A 15981-nucleotide genomic window follows, 5' to 3' on the forward strand; every position below is an offset into this window, starting at 1 on the left:
CGAGTCCGGGGGCCGGTCGTGACGGCGAGGGGGACGGTGGAGGATGGGGCTGTTCCGGAAGAGGGCTGCGATCGAGGTGAACCGATGACCACAGGGTGTCCGCCGTACGAGCCCGGACGTGCCGTCGCCGAGGTTGTCACGCTGGCCAGCGAGTTGATCGCGATCGACACCAGCAACACCGGAGACCCGAGCGTACGGAGCAACGAACGGGCCGCCGCCGAGTACGTGGCCGAGAAGCTGGCCGAGGTCGGCTACGAACCCGTCTACGTCGAGTCGGGCGCGCCCGGTCGGGGCAATGTTGTCGTCCGGCTGCCCGGAGCGGATCCGAGCCGGGGAGCGCTGCTGGTGCACGGCCACCTGGACGTCGTACCGGCCGACGCCCGGGAGTGGTCGGTGCACCCGTTCTCCGGCGAGGTGCGCGACGGGTACGTCTGGGGGCGCGGGGCGGTCGACATGAAGGGCATGGTCGCGATGACCCTGGCCGTCGCCCGGTCCTTCAAGCGCGACGGCGTCGTCCCACCCCGCGACATCGTCTTCGCGTTTGTCGCCGACGAGGAGGCGGGCGGTTTCTACGGTGCCCGGTGGCTGGTCGAACACCACCCGGAGCTGTTCGAGGGCGTGACCGAGGCGATCAGCGAGGTGGGCGGCTTCTCGGTGACCCTGCGCGACGGCGTACGCGCCTATCTCGTCGAGACGGCGGAGAAGGGCGTCGTGTGGCTCCGGCTGAGGGTGCAGGGCGCCGCCGGCCACGGGTCGATGCTGCACACCGACAACGCGGTGGCGAAGCTGGCCGCCGCCGTCACCCGCCTGGACCGGCACCGGTTCCCGCTGATCCTCACCGACCCGGTACGCGAACTGCTGACCGGCGTCGCCGAGATCACCGGCGTGCCGTTCGACGAGGACGATCCGGAGACCGCGGTCGCCCGGCTGGGCAACCTCGCCCGGATGATCGGCGCGACCCTGCGGGACACCGCCAACGTCACCATGTTCGACGCCGGTTACAAGGCGAACGTGGTCCCCTCCGAGGCGCGGGCGACGGTCGACGGGCGGGTCCTGCCCGGCCGGGAGCGGGCGTTCGAGGCCGAGATCGCCCGCATCCTCGGCCCGGAGGTCGAGCGGGAGTGGGACAGCCTGCCCCCGGTGCAGACGACCTTCGACGGGACGCTGGTCGACGCCATGGTCTCCGCGATCGGGGTGGAGGATCCCGGTGCCAGGGTGCTGCCGTACATGCTGTCCGCCGGTACGGACGCGAAGTCGTTCCAGCTCCTGGGGATCCGCCACTTCGGGTTCGCGCCCCTGAGGCTGCCGCCGGACCTCGACTTCTCGGCGCTCTTCCACGGTGTGGACGAGCGGGTCCCGGTTGACGCGCTCGAGTTCGGGACCCGCGTGCTGGACCGGTTCCTGCGCGACTGCTGACCGGTCAACCGAGCAGCGGGCGGACCTCCTCGGCGAAGCGGTACGCCTCCTCCAGGTGCGGGTAGCCGGAGAGGACGAACTCGTCGATTCCCGCCGCCCGGTACTCGGCGATCCGCTCCGCGACCTCGTCGTGGGCGCCGACCAGCGCGGTACCGGCTCCGCCCCGTACCAGGCCGATCCCGGCCCAGAGGTTGGGCGCGACGACGAGCCGGTCGCGGGAGCCGCCGTGCAGGTCGAGCATGCGTCGCTGACCGACCGACTCGAGGGCGCGCAGCCGTTGCTGCCCGGCCGCGATGGTGGCGTCGTCGAGGCCGGCGATCAGCGCCTCGGCGTCCTGCCAGGCCCGCGCGGTGCTGTCCCGGCTGATCACGTGGATCCGCAGCCCGAACCGTACGGTCCGACCACGGGCGGCGGCGAGTGCCCGTACCCGGTCCACCTTCTCCGCGACGAGTGGAACCGGCTCGCCCCAGGTCAGGTACGTGTCGGCGTGATCCGCGGCGAGTTGGAGTGCGGGCGGCGACGACCCACCGAGATAGACCCGTGGGATCGGCGCCGGCGGTCGCCGCAACCGCGCGCCGGTCAGTTGGTAGTGGGTGCCGTGGTGGTCGAACCGGGTGCCGGACCAGGAGGCGCGGACGACCTCGAGGAACTCCTCGGCACGCTGGTAGCGCTCGTCGTGCGCCAGCGGGTCGCCGTAGCCGCGCTGCTCGGCGTCGCTGCCTCCGGCGACCACGTTGAGCAGCAGCCGTCCGTCCGACAGTCGTTGGAAGGTCGCCGCCATCTGCGCGGCGAGCGCCGGTGCGACGAGTCCGGGCCGGAACGCGACGAGGAACTTCAGCCGCCGGGTCTGGGCGATGAGCGCCGCGGTGACGATCCAGGCGTCCTCGCAGTGGGCACCGGTCGGAGTGAGGACGCCCTCGTAGCCGAGGGTGTCGGCGGCGCGGGCCAACTGGGTCAGGTAGTCGAGCGACGCGGGACGCCGGCCCTCGTCCCGCGCTCCCGCCCGCGCTTCCGCGTCGCCGATCTCGAGACCGTGCACGGATCCGCCCAGCCGCCGGCCGTCGCCGCCGGTCGGCAGGAACCAGTGGAACACCGGATGCGTCGCGCTGCCCGAAGTTGCTGTCATGCCATCTTTCCTATCACGCTATCCCTAGCGGAATAGTGGGCAATATTATGTCGTTGGACCTGCTGTCGGCAGCCGTCCACCAGCACGTTGGTACAACCAAAGTCCACTAAACCTGTAGGGATAGACAACTTCAGGTTGACCGGGGTAGTCTCCGGAAAGGACCTAGATCCACAGGAGGTGACGACCGTGCACCCGATCACCCGCCGGACCGTCGTCATCGCGTCGACACCGAGATCTGCCGGTGTTGTCCTGGTCTCCCGTCGACACATCGACCTGCAGCGCGTTGCCGGCGCACTCTGTCCCCGCTGACCTGACTCCAGTCCCTCCACGCATCGGCACCCCCGGACCGGTCCCGGCCAACCGTCGGCCGTCACCACGAGTCGGTCCGTGGCCACACCCAGCAGGAAGCGGAGCATCGTCATGTCCGATTCAGGAAGCTCACTGCATCTCGCGGTCGCCCTCGACGGCGCCGGCTGGCACCCCGCGGCGTGGCGCGAACCCGGGGCCCGGCCGACCGAACTGCTCACCCCGCGCTACTGGTCCGACCTGGTGATCGAAGCCGAACGGGGGCTGCTGGACTTCGTGACGATCGACGACTCGCTCGGGTTGCAGTCGTCGAGTCGTACCGAGTCGGACCGGCGGACCGACCAGGTACGCGGACGCCTCGACGCCGTGCTGGTCGCCGCCCGCGTCGCGCCACTGACCAGCCACATCGGACTGGTGCCCACGGTCGTGGTCACCCACACCGAGCCGTTCCACATCGCGAAGGCGATCGCCACCCTGGACTACGTCTCGTCCGGCCGGGCCGGAGTGCAGGTCCGGGTGTCGGCCCGGCCGGACGAGGCGGCCCACTTCGGCCGCCGCACCCTGCCCCGGATCAGCCTCGACGACCTGTCCACCCCGCAGGCGCAGGAGCTGATCGGGGACCTGTTCGCCGAGACCGCCGACTACGTGGAGGCGGTACGGCGACTCTGGGACAGCTGGGAGGACGACGCGGAGATCCGGGACGTCGCCACCGGGCGCTTCGTCGACCGGGACAAGCTGCACTACGTCGACTTCGAGGGACGCTGGTTCAACGTCAAGGGCCCGTCCATCACCCCTCGGCCCCCGCAGGGCCAACCCCTGGTCAGCGCGCTGGCGCACCAGAGCGTGCCGTACCGGCTCGTCGCCGGGTCCGCCGACATCGGCTACGTGACGCCGCACGACGCCACGCAGGTGCGGGAGATCGTCGCCGAGATCCGGGCCGGGCAGGCCGCCGCCGGGCGGGCCGGGGAAACCGTGCACATCCTCGGTGACCTGGTCGTGTTCCTGGACGACTCGGCTCCGGCCGCCGAAGCCCGCAGGGCGCGCCTCGACGACCTCGCCGGCAGCCCGTACGTCAGCGACGCCCCGGTGTTCGTCGGCACCCCGGCGCAACTGGCGGACCTGTTGCAGGAGTGGCACCTGGCCGGGCTGTCCGGGTTTCGCCTGCGCCCCGGCACCATCCCGCACGACCTGGAGCAGATCACCCGGGCACTCGTGCCGGAGCTGCAGCGTCGGCAGGCGTTCCGAACCGGGTACGCCGCCGGCACCCTGCGCGGGCTGCTCGGCCTGACCAGGCCAGCCAATCGTTACGCGGCCGTCTGACCGTCGTCACCGCGAAGCCGGAAGGACCCCTTTCGACCATGAGCAGACCCCTCAAGCAGATCCATCTCGCCGCCCACTTTCCCGGCGTCAACAACACCACGGTGTGGAGTGACCCGCAGGCGGGAAGCCACATCGAGTTCAGCTCGTTCGCGCACCTCGCGCGCACCGCCGAGCGGGCGAAGTTCGACTTCCTGTTCCTGGCCGAGGGACTGCGGCTGCGCGAGCAGAACGGCCTGATCTACGACCTGGACGTGGTCGGGCGCCCGGACACCTTCACTGTGCTCGCCGCCCTCGCGGCGGTCACCGAGCGACTCGGCCTCGCCGGGACCATCAACTCCACCTTCAACGAGCCGTACGAGGTCGCGCGACAGTTCGCCAGCCTCGACCACCTCTCCGGTGGCCGGGCCGCGTGGAACGTGGTCACCTCCTGGGACGCGTTCACCGGTGAGAACTTCCGCCGGGGCGGATTCCTGCCACAGGAGCAGCGCTACCGACGGGCACGCAACTTCCTGCAGACCGCGGGGGAACTGTTCGACTCCTGGCACGGTGACGAGATTGTGGCCAACCAGGCCACCGGTGACTTCCTCGGCGAACCGGACGCGGGCGCGTTCGCCCACCACGATCCGGACTTCGACATCGCCGGTCGGTTCAACGTCCCGCGCAGCCCCCAGGGACGGCCGGTGATCCTCCAGGCCGGTGACTCCGAGGAGGGGCGGGAGTTCGCCGCGTCGTCGGCTGACGCGATCTTCAGCCGGTACGCCACCCTGACCGAGGGGCAGGCCTTCTACGCCGACGTCAAGGGCCGGCTCGCCCGGTACGGGCGTACCCACGACGAGTTGCTCATCCTGCCCGCGGCCACCTTCGTGCTCGGCGACACCGACGCCGAGGCCCGCGACCTCGCCCACCAGGTACGACTCCAGCAGGTCAGCGGCCAGACCGCGATCAAGTTCCTGGAACAGCTCTGGAACCGTGACCTGTCCGGCTACGACCCCGACGGGCCGCTGCCCGAGATCGACCCCGATCCCGGTGAGCACACCATCGCCCGAGGGCGCGCCAGCGTACGGATGTACCGCGACCCCGTAGCCACGGCCAGACAGTGGCGCGAGCGCGCCACCGCGGAGAAGCTCTCCATCCGTGAACTGATCATCGAGGTCACCGGGCGGCAGACGTTCACCGGCGCGCCCGCGACCGTCGCGGACGCCATCAACGACCTGGTCCAGGCCGATGCCAGCGACGGGTTCATCCTCGTACCGCACGTCACCCCGGGCGGACTCGACGGTTTCGCCGACACGGTCGTGCCGCTGCTGCAGGAACGCGGCGTGTTCCGTACCGAGTACGAGGGCGAGACGCTGCGGGACCACCTCGGCCTGGGCGCGCCCCGCCGTACCGGTGAGGCGCTGCGGGTGGCGTCATGAAGTTCCTGGCGATCACCCTGATCGTGCACGCACCGCACCCGGTGACCGGCGAGCAGAAGTCGACCGCCGACCGGTTCCGCGAAGTCGTGGACAACGCGGTGCTCGCCGAGCAGCTCGGATTCGACGGCTTCGGTGTGGGGGAGCGGCACGAACGGCCGTTCATCTCCTCGTCGCCGCCGGTCGTCCTGAGCCACGTCGCCGCGCTCACCTCGACGATCCGCCTGTTCACGGCGGTCACCACGCTGAGCCTGCTCGACCCGGTCCGGGCGTACGAGGACTACGCCACGCTCGACCACCTCTCCGGCGGCCGGTTGGAGCTGATCATCGGCAAGGGCAACGGTGCCGCGCAGCGGGAGCTGTTCCACGTCACGCCCGACGACCAGTGGGACCGCAACGCCGAGGGCTACGAGCTGTTCCGCCGGATCTGGCGGGAGGACAGGGTCACCGCGTCCCCACGGTTCCGACCGGAGTTGGACCGGGCGGAGGTCTGGCCGCGCCCGTTGCAGCAACCGATCCGGGTCTGGCACGGCAGCGCGACCAGCAGGGAATCGGTCGAGCTTGCCGCCCGTTACGGCGACCCGCTCTTCTCGGCGAACGTCACCAACCCGATCGAACCGTACGCCGAACTGGTCCGCCACTACCGGCGGCGGTGGGCCGAGTACGGCCACGACCCGGCCGCTGCCGTGGTCGGGGCCGGCACCGCCGGCTACTACGCGACCCGCAGGTCCCAGGACGCCATCGCCGCCTACCGGCCGGTCTTCGAGGGCCAGCTCGCGTTCCAGCGGCGACTCGGGCTCGAACCGGTGTTCCACACGCTGGAGGACTACGTCGAACGCAGCTCGGCGCTGATCGGCAGCCCGCAGCAGGTCGTCGAGAAGGTCCACCGGTATCACGAGCAGCTCGGCCACACCGTCATGCATCTGCACGCCGACGCGGGCGGGCTGACCGACAGCCAGCACCGCGAGTCGCTGGAACTCTTCCAGTCCGACATCGCCCCCGCGCTGCGTCGGGACATCCCGGACCCGCCGTGGCCGTGGGGGCCGGTCCTCCCCGAGCCCGTTTCCGCCGTTCGAGAAGGGTGACGCCGATGGCCACCACTCCGTTGGCCGTGCTGGACCTGGTCCCGATCTCGTCGGGATCGACCGCCACGACCGCACTGCGCAACAGCATCGACCTCGCCCGGCAGACCGAGCGGTTCGGCTACGCCCGGTACTGGTTCGCGGAGCACCACCTCAATCCCGGGGTGGCCGGAACCTCGCCTGCGGTCCTGCTGGCGCTGACCGCGGCGGCGACCTCGACGATCCGGATCGGGTCCGGCGCGGTGCAGATGGGGCACCGGACCGCGCTGGCGACGGTCGAGGAGTTCGGCCTGGTCGACGCCTTGCACCCCGGACGCCTGGACCTCGGTCTCGGCCGGTCCGGTGGGCGCCCTCCCGAGCCGGCCCGGGAACCGGCACTCGTCGGCGGGACCGGCGTGGTCGACGGCCGGGCACCGAACGGGCTGCTGATCCCACCCAAGTTCTCCTTCGCTCACCTGCTCGGCTCGCCGCGCTTCGCCCTGCAGAAGGCGCTGCTGCAGTTGCCCGGTGCGCAGTCACAGGACTACACCGAGCAGGTCGCGGACATCCTCGACCTGCTGCGCGGCACGTACCGTTCGGCGGAGGGCGAGGAGGCCCACGTCGTACCGGGTGAGGGCGCGCAGGTGCAGGTGTGGATCCTCGGCAGCAGCGGCGGCGAGAGCGCGAACGTGGCCGGTGCGAACGGTCTGCGCTTCGCCGCCAACTACCACGTCAGCCCCGGTACGGTGCTCGAAGCGGCCGAGGGCTACCGGGCCGCTTTCCGCCCGTCCTCCGAACTGGACCGTCCCTACCTCAGCGTCTCCGCCGACGTGGTCGTCGCCGAGGACGAGGCCACGGCCCGCGAGCTGGCCACGGGTTACGGGTTATGGGTACGCAGCATCCGGACCGCCGAGGGAGCGATCCCGTTCCCGACTCCTGCCCAGGCACGCGCCCACGAATGGACCGACGCCGACCGGGAGCTGGTGGCCGACCGGGTCGACACCCAGTTCGTCGGTACGCCGGGACAGGTAGCAGATCGGCTCGAACAGTTGCGGGACGCGACCGGCGCCGATGAACTGGTGCTCACGACCGTCACGCACGACCACGACGACCGGGTGCGCTCGTACCGGTTGATCGGGCAGGAGTGGGAGCGCAGGCAGAACTGACCGGGGACCGGGGCGAGGAGGCAGTCATGGAGGGTTTCTGCGTCGTCAGGGATTCCGCGCCGGGTGCGGGCGCGTACGGGGCGATCGGGAGACTCGGATGAGTCTGGGACACGCGTTGGAAGCGCGCGAGCTGCGCCGGGTCTTCTCGGCCTTCCCGAGCGGGGTGGTGGCGATCGCCGCCCTCGCCGGGGGTGCGCCGGTGGGCATCGTGGCGAGTTCGTTCACGTCGGTGTCGCTCGACCCGCCGATCGTGTCACTCTGCGTGGCGCACACCTCGACCACCTGGCCGGTCCTGGGGGCGGCCCCGCGTTTCGGCATCAGTGTGCTCAGTGCCGCGCAGGAGCAGGCCTGCCGGCAGTTGAGCAGCCGGGGCGTGGACCGGTTCGCCGAGTTGGGGTGGCGGGCGTCGGACCAGGGAGCCGTTTTTCTCGACGGCGCGAGCGCGTGGTTGGAGTGCGCGCTGTTCGCACAGGTCACCGCCGGCGATCACGACATCATCCTGCTGCGCGTGCACGACCTCGACAGCGACCCGGAGATCTCGCCGCTGGTCTTCCACCACAGCCGGTTCCGCCGCCTCGAACTCTGAGCGGACCGGGCGTCGATCGGTCGGGATCGCTCGGCCGATCCCGACCGTACGAACGGGCACTTGACCGATCCGCTCGCGCAGTCCACTCTTCCTATCAAACAAGTAGGAATACTGTGGATTGGATGACGATGAGACGTCCCCCGTACACCCGGACCGGCCGGCTGGCCGCCATTGCGGTCCTCACCGCGGCGATGCTCGGCGCCACCGCCGCCTGCGGCGGTGACGACGGCGGGACCGGAGAGGGTGGTTCCTCCGGCCCGGTGACCCTCCGCCTCGGCTACTTCCCGAACATCACCCACGCTCCCGCCGTCGTCGGTGTGGAGAAGGGGATCTTCGCCGAGAAGCTGGGCAGCAACGTCAAGATCGAGACGTCGACCTTCAACGCCGGACCGGCCGCTATCGAGGCGATCTTCTCCGGCGCCTTGGACGCCACATACATCGGCCCGAACCCGACCGTGAACGCGCACTCCAAGTCCAAGGGCGAGGCCGTACGCGTGATCTCCGGCGCGGCCTCGGGCGGGGTGGCGCTGGTGGTCAAGGCCGGCATCAACTCGGCCGAGGACCTGCGCGGCAAGAAGATCGCCACCCCCCAGCTCGGCAACACCCAGGACGTGGCGATCCGGTTCTGGCTCAAGGAGAAGGGCCTGAGCACCAACAAGGAGGGCGGCGGCGACGTCTCGATCGTGCCGCAGGAGAACGCGCAGACCGTCGAGACCTTCGGCAGCGGCGCGATCGACGGCGCCTGGGTGCCGGAGCCGTTCGTGTCCCGCCTGGTCAACGCGGGTGGCAAGGTCCTGATCGACGAGCGCGACCTGTGGCCGGACAAGAAGTTCGTCATCACCAACCTCATCGTCAGCACCAAGTTCGCCAAGGCCCACCCGGACGTGGTGAAGCGTTTGGTCGAGGGACAGGTCGCGGCCAACGACTTCGTCAACACCAAGCCGGACGAGGCCCAGCAGGCGATCTCCGAGCACATCGGCAAGATCACCGGAAAGCCGCTCGACCTCAAGCTGATCAAGCAGGCCTGGCCGACCCTCGAGTTCCTCAACGACCCGATCGAATCGTCGCTGAAGACCGGACTGGACCACGCGGTCGCGGTCGGCCTCACCGACCCGGTCGACCTGAAGGGCCTCTACGACCTGTCCTACCTCAACGAGGTGCTCAAGGCACAGGGCAAGGCCGAGGTTCCGCTGACATGACGTCCGTATCCACGGCACCGGACAGCGCGACCACCTCGGTCGCGCTGTCCGGCGTCAGCAAGGTGTACGGCCGAGGCGAGAACGCGGTCCTCGCGCTCGACCGGATCTCCCTGGACGTCGCGCCGGGTGAGTTCGTCTGTCTCGTCGGCGCCTCCGGGTGTGGCAAGAGCACACTGCTCAACCTGGTCGCCGGGCTCGACACCCCGAGCGGCGGCACGATCCGGGTCGGCGACGCCGCCGAGCCGGGGCCGGATTCCCCGGGTCGCCGACCGGCGTCGTCCGGTCGGCTCCCGTCGCCCGGACTGATGTTCCAGGAGCCCGCCCTCTTTCCCTGGCTCACCGTGGCGGCCAACGTCGAACTGCCGCTGAAGCTGCGTGGCCTGTCCCGCGCCGAGCGGCGGGATCGGGTCGCCGAGCTGCTGGACACGGTGCACCTGGGCGACTTCGGCCGACGGCGGCCGCACGAACTGTCCGGCGGTATGCGTCAGCGGGTCGCGCTGGCTCGTACGTTGGCGCTCGACACCCCGGTCCTGCTGATGGACGAACCCTTCGGGGCGCTCGACGCGATGACCCGTGACCTGCTGCACGACGAGCTGGAACGGATCTGGACCGAGCGTCGGCTGACGGTCCTGTTCGTCACGCACAACGTACGGGAGGCGGCCCGGCTCGCCGACCGGATCGTGCTGCTCTCCAGCCGACCGGGCCGGATCATCTACGAGACCCGGGTGACCACACCCCGTCCCCGCCGGATCGACTCCGCGGAGGTCGCGGCCGTCGCCGCCGAGGTCACCGACCGACTGCGTACGGAGGTGGGCCGACATGGCCGGTGACACCATCACCACCAGGCGGGAAGAGGCGGAGACCCTCTCCGGCCTCGACGCGCTGGAGATCGCCTCCCGGCAGAAGGTGGCCGGCGGCGCCCGGCTGTTCTGGGCGGCGACCTGGCCCAAGCTCGCCGCCGTCGGTCTCGCCATCGGCATCTGGCAGGTGGTCGTCTGGACCGGTTGGAAGGACCCGTGGGCACTGCCCGGCCCGGGGCCCGTCTTCACCGACCTCGGGCAGTACCTGCTCACCTCCGCGTTCTGGGACGGTCTGGCCACCACCGCCCGGCGAGCCGCGGTGGGCTTCCTCGCGGCCGTCGCGTTCGGACTCGTGCTCGGCCTCGCGGTGGCCCGCAGCCGCATCCTGCGTGCCGCGCTCGGCTCGATGATCACCGCGCTGCAGACCATGCCGTCGATCGCCTGGTTCCCACTGGCGATCCTGCTGTTCCAGCTCAGCGAACAGGCGATCTTCTTCGTGGTGGTGCTCGGCGCCGCGCCGTCGATCGCCAACGGCGTCATCCACGGCGTCGACTACGTCCCGCCGCTGCTGCTGCGGGCCGGCCGCAACATCGGTGCCAGGGGGTTGAACCTCTACTGGTACGTGATCGCGCCGGCCGCGCTGCCGGCGATCGTCGCGGGACTCAAGCAGGGCTGGGCGTTCGCCTGGCGCAGCCTGATGGCCGGCGAGTTGCTGGTGGTGATCGCGACGAAGACCTCCATCGGCGCACAGCTCGTCTACGCCCGGGAACTCTCCGAGGCGGAGCGGCTGATCGCGATCATGATCGTGATCCTGGTGCTGGGTCTCTTCGTCGACGCGGCCTTCGGTGTGGTGGACCGGGCCATCCGGCGCCGCTGGGGCCTGCTGCAGTCACGACGCAGGTAACAACACGCTCCTGGGGAGGCAGCGGTCCATGTACGTCTCAGCCCGCAGCGACTACGCGATCCGCGCCATGCTGGCCATCGCGGCGGGAACCCGCGCCCACCCGACGTCGGGCGGGACGGGTGACGACCCCACCACCACCGTCGGTGAGATTGCCGCCGGTGGTGGTGGGCCGGTCAAGGCGGCCACGCTCGCCACCGCCCAGGAGATTCCGTTGAGTTTCCTGCACGGCATCCTGCACGACCTGCGCCGGGCCGGACTGTTGCTGAGTTACCGCGGGGTCGACGGCGGCTACCTGCTGGCCCGTCCGGCCGCCCAGATCAGCGTCGGTGACGTCCTGCGGGCGCTGAGCGGCTCGCTCACCACCGTACGCGGATTGCCGACCGAAGCCGCCGCCTACCACGGGGTGGCGACCGAACTCGGCAACGTCTGGCTCGCCGTACACAGCGCGATCGAGGACGTGGTGGACCGGACCAGCCTGGCCGACCTGCTCGCACCCCACCTGCACGCGCCCGAACCCGGTGCCGTCCACTGACCGGGTGGGAGGTGAGCGGTTGGGAACTGGCCCTCGCCGTTGTCCTCGGTACGCTCGCCGCCGCCATCGGTACGCCGACGGGAGTCTCCGGCGGCCTGCTCCTGCTACCGCTGCTGCTGACCGTCTTCGGGTTGGGCGGCACGGTCGCAAGCGCCACCAACCTGCTGTTCAACATCGTGTCCACACCGATCGGGATCGCCCGCCAGCGGCGGGTCGACGCCCAGCTCACCCTGCTGCTGGTCGGATCGGCCGCCCCGGCCGCGGTCGTCGGTGCGCTGGTGAACGTCTTCCTGCTCGGTGACTCGGCCGCCTTCCGAGCGCTGGTGGCGGCCCTGCTCGGCGTGGTCGGGGTCAGCATCCTGGTGCCCCGCCCACGGTCGTCCGGCACGGCTCCGCTGACCGGGCGGGGTCGCTCGGTGATGCTGGTCGTGGGCGCCGCCAGCGGGCTGCTCGGCGGGTTCTACGGCCTGGGCGGAGCGGTCCTCGCCGCCCCCGCGACGCTGCTGCTCACCGGCTGGCCGGTGGTCCGGATCTCGGGTGCCGCACTGGTCGCCACGTTTGTCGTCTCGGTCACCGGACTGGCCACGTACGCTGGCCTGAGCCTCGCCGGGCACACGGCGGTACAGACTCCACACTGGCCGCTCGGTCTCGCCCTCGGGGCCGGCGGTGTCATCGGCGGCTACTGGGCGTCCAGGTACGCCACCCGGGTGCCCGACCGGCTGCTCCGGACCGTACTCGCCGCCATGGTCGGGTTGGGTGCGCTCCGCCTCGTTCTGAGCTGAGGTTCCCGTACCGGTGACGTCCGGGACGGGGCGTCCGGCGGTACCGGCGACCGTCGATGGGACGAGGATCGGGCGGATGGTGAATTGGGGCTTGCTATTCCTATCGACCAGATAGGAATATGGGCGCGTGCTCATCGAGCTTCATCTCACCTCCCGCCGGGTGGTCGACCTGATGCGGGTCGCCTCCGGGCTCTGTCGCCGCCGCGACCCGGTCACCTCCTGACCGACGTCCGGCCCCGGGCGCGACGTCGCCCCGAGACCGTCGCAGGTGGTGCATCGCACCACTGATCCGACCAGCCGGCGTCCGATCGAGGTACGCCGGGTCGCGATCCCGCCCGGCAACAGCGCCGGCCAGGCGCGCACTGCCACTCGAACCAACCATTGCGGCTCCGCGGTGGAGCCGCCGTACCCCGAGGAAGACGATGAGCGACGAATCGCCACCCCGTCCGGCCCCGTCAACGTCCCCACCGACCGCACCCGAGAGCAGGCTCGCCCTGAACGAGGACTGGGCCGCGACCATCCTGGGGCTGGTGCTGCTGGTCCTGGTCCTGGTCGGCGTGATCCCCACCGGGCTGGTGCCCTGATGACCGCCGACGCGACCCGGGCCCCGAGCGGGGCCCCCGACACCGACGCCGTGACGGCGACGGAAAACACGAGCACGCCACCCTCCACCTCGGCGGCGCCTGCGCAGCCGAGCGAGCCGACCGAGAAGCCGAGCGAGCCGACCGACGGTGGCACCACCTCGGTCCGGTCCGGCACGTTCTGGGGGTGGACCGCCCTGGGACTGCTCGTGGTCCTCGGGCTGGCCGCGCTGACCCGGTATCTCGAGCAGAACGTGCCGGTCTTCTTCGAGGACACCGCGCTGGAGGACATCGCCGGCGCGATCGAGTACCCGGTGTACGCGATCCTGCTCGGCCTGCTCGGCAACGTACTGGTCACGCTGTTCGGGTTGCGGGACCGGATCGCCGCCGCGTTCCGTACCGAGTTCTTCATCAAGACCGGGCTGGTGCTGCTCGGCGCCTCGATCAACCTCTCCGTCATCGCCAGCGCCGCCGGTCCCGCGATCGTGCAGGCGATCCTGCTGATCAGCGGCGTCTTCCTGTTCACCTGGTGGTTGGCCGGCAGGTTCGGGCTGGACGACAAGCTGCGTGCGCTGCTCGCCGCCGCGGTGTCGATCTGCGGGGTCAGCGCGGCCATCGCCGCCGCCGGCGCGGTCCGGGCCCGGCGGGAACAACTGGCGTACACCGCGAGCCTGGTCATCCTCTTCGCACTGCCGTCGATCTTCATCCTGCCGTGGCTCGCCGACGTGCTCGGACTCGAGGACGCGGTTGCCGGAGCCTGGATCGGTGGCAACATCGACACCACCGCGGCGGTCACCGCCGCCGGTGCGCTCGCCGGTGAGGAGGCGCTGCAGATCGCCTCCATCGTCAAGGTCACCCAGAACGCGCTGATGGGCGTCGTCGCCGTGGCACTCACCGCCTACTTCACCCTCCGGGTCGAGCGTCAACCGGGGGCGTCCCGCCCCGGGCTCGGTGAGCTCTGGCGGCGGTTCCCCAAGTTCGTACTCGGTTTCGTCGCCGCGTCGGTCATCGCCACCTGGTACCTCGACGGTGCCGGCGCGGACGGCAAGGCGGTCATCGGTGTCGTCAACGACCTGCGGGTCTGGTTCCTGATCCTGGCATTCGTCAGCATCGGCCTGGAATTCCGGGTCGCGACGCTGCGGGAGGCCGGTTGGCGGCCGATCGCCGTGTTCGCCAGCGCCACCGTGTTCAACCTGCTGCTGGCGCTGGGACTGGCGTCCCTGCTGTTCCGGGGCTTCAACGGCTGAGTGGGCACGGGGCCCGTCCGGCCCACCTACGGGCCCGGCGATCGGAGTGGGCCGATCGCCGGGCCGCGGCGTACCCGATGGGACGGGTGACCGACGACGGCGGCCTCAGTCGCCGGCGCGGTCCATGGCGAGTTGTTGGTCCCGGTCGGGGATGTCGGCGCCCAGGTTGTCGCCGGGTTGCTGTGGCTGGGCGGCCGGATCCGGGACCAGGTCGAGCGGGTGGGCCAGTTCGTCGCGGGGCATCCTCGCCAGGACGATCGCCAGTACGGCGATCACTGCCGGCAGCAGGCCGGCGATGGCGAAGGTGCTGCGCAGGCCGAGGGCGGCGCTCACCGGCCCGGCGATCGCCATGGAGAGCGGCATGAAGATCAGCGAGACGAAGAAGTCCAGGCTGGAGACCCGACCGAGCATGTGCGGTGGCACCCGACGCTGCAGCAGGGTGCCCCAGATGACCATCGGCGCGGAGAAGCAGATGCCCACCACGAACAGGGCCACCGCGATCAGCCACGCGTCGGTGGCGAAGCCGACCAGGGCGAGCGGCAGGCAGCCCAGCCCCCAGAACAGGTTCATGATGGTCAGGTAGCGCCGGGGCATCCGCAACGCGGCCATCCCCAGCGCTCCGATCGCCCCACCGACCCCGAACGCACCCAGCACCAGGGCGTGCTCGCCGGGGCCGCCACCGGCCCGGTCCTTGATGGCGAACGGGACCAGGACCTCGATCGGACCCATGATCAGCAGGATCAGCACCGACGCGTACAGCAGGGTGGCGAGCAGCCACGGTGTCCGTGCCATGTAGACCAAGCCGTCGCGCAGGTCGACCAGGGTGCCCCGGACCGGATGCTCGGCGGCGGTCCCGCGCTCGCTGCGCAGCGGCACCGGTCGCAGGGCCAGGAGGAACGCGACACCGATCGCCTCCAGCAGGGTCACCACCAGCAGTGCGGCGCCGGGGGACCAGGCGGCGATCAACGTGCTGGCCACCGCCGGTCCGGCCGCCTGCATGATCGTTGGCCGGAGCATGCCCTCGACGCCGTTGGCCGCCATCAGGTCACCGGTCGGCAGGATCGAGGGAAGCAGCGCGGAGTACGCCGGGTAGGTGAAGCCGTTTCCGGCGCCGATCAGCAGCGACACGGCAGCCAGGTGCCACAGGTCCAGAAGTTCGGTGAGGGCCAGCGCGGTGACCAGGGCGACGGCCAGCGTACGGGTGGCGGCCACGGCGAGCAGGATCCGGCGCTGCGGGATCCGGTCGGCCAGTACGCCGCCCAGCAGCGCGGTGACCAGCATGCCACCGGCCATCGCGGCGGAGACGAAGGACAACTCCGAGGGGCCGCCACCCATCGCGATCACCTGCCACACGATGGCGATGATCCAGACCCCGGAGGCGAAGAGCGACATCGTCAGCGAGCCGGCCAGCAGACGGTACTGGCTGCTGCGGAACGGGCGCAGGGGGCCGCGTAGCCAGCCGGGTCCGGTTGCCTCCGTGGTAGCAGTCACTGCCTCTCCATCCTTGAGTGCGGGCGTCTGCGGTCATCGTGCCGGAAGGAAC

16 protein-coding genes are annotated in these 15981 nt (G+C 70.7%); 14 read left to right on the forward strand and 2 right to left on the reverse strand.

The features are described 5' to 3' along the window. Positions 1 to 84 precede the first annotated feature (84 nt). Entirely contained in the window at positions 85 to 1416 is a 1332-nt protein-coding gene (locus OIE47_RS31445; RefSeq protein ID WP_326558155.1) for a M20/M25/M40 family metallo-hydrolase, read from the forward strand. Positions 1417 to 1420: 4 nt separating this feature from the next. On the opposite strand, the gene OIE47_RS31450 is transcribed toward OIE47_RS31445, so the two are convergent. Further along, the gene (locus OIE47_RS31450) at positions 1421 to 2542 is read right to left on the reverse strand and encodes an LLM class flavin-dependent oxidoreductase (RefSeq protein WP_326558156.1); all 1122 of its coding nucleotides are present in this window, start codon (positions 2540 to 2542) and stop codon (positions 1421 to 1423) included. A 186-nt stretch (positions 2543 to 2728) separates the two neighbouring features. On the opposite strand from OIE47_RS31450, the gene OIE47_RS38090 reads away from it, so the two are divergent. From OIE47_RS38090 to OIE47_RS31510, 13 genes are all read left to right on the forward strand, one after another. Further along, positions 2729 to 2851 (forward strand): putative leader peptide, encoded by a 123-nt coding sequence (locus OIE47_RS38090; protein ID WP_442792007.1) that lies wholly within the window; start codon positions 2729 to 2731, stop codon positions 2849 to 2851. A gap of 111 nt (positions 2852 to 2962) precedes the next feature. Beyond that, entirely contained in the window at positions 2963 to 4168 is a 1206-nt protein-coding gene (locus OIE47_RS31455) for an LLM class flavin-dependent oxidoreductase (RefSeq protein WP_326558157.1), read from the forward strand. A gap of 38 nt (positions 4169 to 4206) precedes the next feature. After that, complete coding sequence (locus tag OIE47_RS31460; protein ID WP_326558158.1) at positions 4207 to 5583, forward strand: NtaA/DmoA family FMN-dependent monooxygenase; 1377 nt, start codon at positions 4207 to 4209, stop codon at positions 5581 to 5583. Continuing rightward, on the forward strand, positions 5580 to 6665 hold the full coding sequence (locus OIE47_RS31465; RefSeq protein ID WP_326558159.1) for an LLM class flavin-dependent oxidoreductase: 1086 nt from the start codon (positions 5580 to 5582) through the stop codon (positions 6663 to 6665). Before OIE47_RS31460 ends, OIE47_RS31465 begins: the two co-directional genes overlap by 4 nt. Positions 6666 to 6670: 5 nt before the next feature. After that, positions 6671 to 7807, forward strand: a complete 1137-nt coding sequence (locus OIE47_RS31470) for an LLM class flavin-dependent oxidoreductase (RefSeq protein WP_326558160.1) — start codon at positions 6671 to 6673, stop codon at positions 7805 to 7807. Between the two features lie 97 nt (positions 7808 to 7904). Next, positions 7905 to 8393: a flavin reductase family protein gene (locus OIE47_RS31475; protein ID WP_326558161.1), complete on the forward strand. Its 489-nt coding sequence runs from the start codon at positions 7905 to 7907 to the stop codon at positions 8391 to 8393. Between the two features lie 128 nt (positions 8394 to 8521). Then, the gene (locus OIE47_RS31480; protein ID WP_326563294.1) at positions 8522 to 9592 is read left to right on the forward strand and encodes an ABC transporter substrate-binding protein; all 1071 of its coding nucleotides are present in this window, start codon (positions 8522 to 8524) and stop codon (positions 9590 to 9592) included. After that, positions 9589 to 10422, forward strand: coding sequence for an ABC transporter ATP-binding protein (locus OIE47_RS31485; RefSeq protein ID WP_326558162.1), 834 nt, complete (start codon positions 9589 to 9591; stop codon positions 10420 to 10422). The genes OIE47_RS31480 and OIE47_RS31485 overlap by 4 nt, the downstream gene beginning before the upstream one ends. Next, positions 10412 to 11296: an ABC transporter permease gene (locus OIE47_RS31490; RefSeq protein WP_326558163.1), complete on the forward strand. Its 885-nt coding sequence runs from the start codon at positions 10412 to 10414 to the stop codon at positions 11294 to 11296. Before OIE47_RS31485 ends, OIE47_RS31490 begins: the two co-directional genes overlap by 11 nt. 28 nt (positions 11297 to 11324) lie before the next feature. Beyond that, positions 11325 to 11828, forward strand: coding sequence for an RrF2 family transcriptional regulator (locus OIE47_RS31495; RefSeq protein ID WP_326558164.1), 504 nt, complete (start codon positions 11325 to 11327; stop codon positions 11826 to 11828). 11 nt (positions 11829 to 11839) lie between these two features. After that, entirely contained in the window at positions 11840 to 12610 is a 771-nt protein-coding gene (locus OIE47_RS31500) for a sulfite exporter TauE/SafE family protein (protein ID WP_326558165.1), read from the forward strand. Between the two features lie 422 nt (positions 12611 to 13032). Beyond that, positions 13033 to 13194 (forward strand): hypothetical protein, encoded by a 162-nt coding sequence (locus tag OIE47_RS31505; RefSeq protein ID WP_326558166.1) that lies wholly within the window; start codon positions 13033 to 13035, stop codon positions 13192 to 13194. After that, the gene (locus OIE47_RS31510) at positions 13194 to 14438 is read left to right on the forward strand and encodes a YeiH family protein (protein WP_326558167.1); all 1245 of its coding nucleotides are present in this window, start codon (positions 13194 to 13196) and stop codon (positions 14436 to 14438) included. Before OIE47_RS31505 ends, OIE47_RS31510 begins: the two co-directional genes overlap by 1 nt. 105 nt (positions 14439 to 14543) lie before the next feature. On the opposite strand, the gene OIE47_RS31515 is transcribed toward OIE47_RS31510, so the two are convergent. Then, positions 14544 to 15929, reverse strand: coding sequence for an MFS transporter (locus tag OIE47_RS31515; protein WP_326558168.1), 1386 nt, complete (start codon positions 15927 to 15929; stop codon positions 14544 to 14546). Positions 15930 to 15981: the final 52 nt, after the last annotated feature.

It is taken from the genome of Micromonospora sp. NBC_01796 (assembly GCF_035917455.1).
Classification (GTDB): domain Bacteria; phylum Actinomycetota; class Actinomycetes; order Mycobacteriales; family Micromonosporaceae; genus Micromonospora_G.

Bases quoted from the DNA above. Each gene is read 5' to 3' on its own strand.
- OIE47_RS31445 (WP_326558155.1), top strand. From the start codon at position 85: ATGACCACAGGGTGTCCGCCGTACGAGCCCGGACGTGCCGTCGCCGAG.
- OIE47_RS31450 (WP_326558156.1), bottom strand. From the start codon at position 2,542: ATGACAGCAACTTCGGGCAGCGCGACGCATCCGGTGTTCCACTGGTTC.
- OIE47_RS31455 (WP_326558157.1), top strand. From the start codon at position 2,963: ATGTCCGATTCAGGAAGCTCACTGCATCTCGCGGTCGCCCTCGACGGC.
- OIE47_RS31460 (WP_326558158.1), top strand. From the start codon at position 4,207: ATGAGCAGACCCCTCAAGCAGATCCATCTCGCCGCCCACTTTCCCGGC.
- OIE47_RS31465 (WP_326558159.1), top strand. From the start codon at position 5,580: ATGAAGTTCCTGGCGATCACCCTGATCGTGCACGCACCGCACCCGGTG.
- OIE47_RS31470 (WP_326558160.1), top strand. From the start codon at position 6,671: ATGGCCACCACTCCGTTGGCCGTGCTGGACCTGGTCCCGATCTCGTCG.
- OIE47_RS31475 (WP_326558161.1), top strand. From the start codon at position 7,905: ATGAGTCTGGGACACGCGTTGGAAGCGCGCGAGCTGCGCCGGGTCTTC.
- OIE47_RS31480 (WP_326563294.1), top strand. From the start codon at position 8,522: ATGAGACGTCCCCCGTACACCCGGACCGGCCGGCTGGCCGCCATTGCG.
- OIE47_RS31485 (WP_326558162.1), top strand. From the start codon at position 9,589: ATGACGTCCGTATCCACGGCACCGGACAGCGCGACCACCTCGGTCGCG.
- OIE47_RS31490 (WP_326558163.1), top strand. From the start codon at position 10,412: ATGGCCGGTGACACCATCACCACCAGGCGGGAAGAGGCGGAGACCCTC.
- OIE47_RS31495 (WP_326558164.1), top strand. From the start codon at position 11,325: ATGTACGTCTCAGCCCGCAGCGACTACGCGATCCGCGCCATGCTGGCC.
- OIE47_RS31505 (WP_326558166.1), top strand. From the start codon at position 13,033: ATGAGCGACGAATCGCCACCCCGTCCGGCCCCGTCAACGTCCCCACCG.
- OIE47_RS31510 (WP_326558167.1), top strand. From the start codon at position 13,194: ATGACCGCCGACGCGACCCGGGCCCCGAGCGGGGCCCCCGACACCGAC.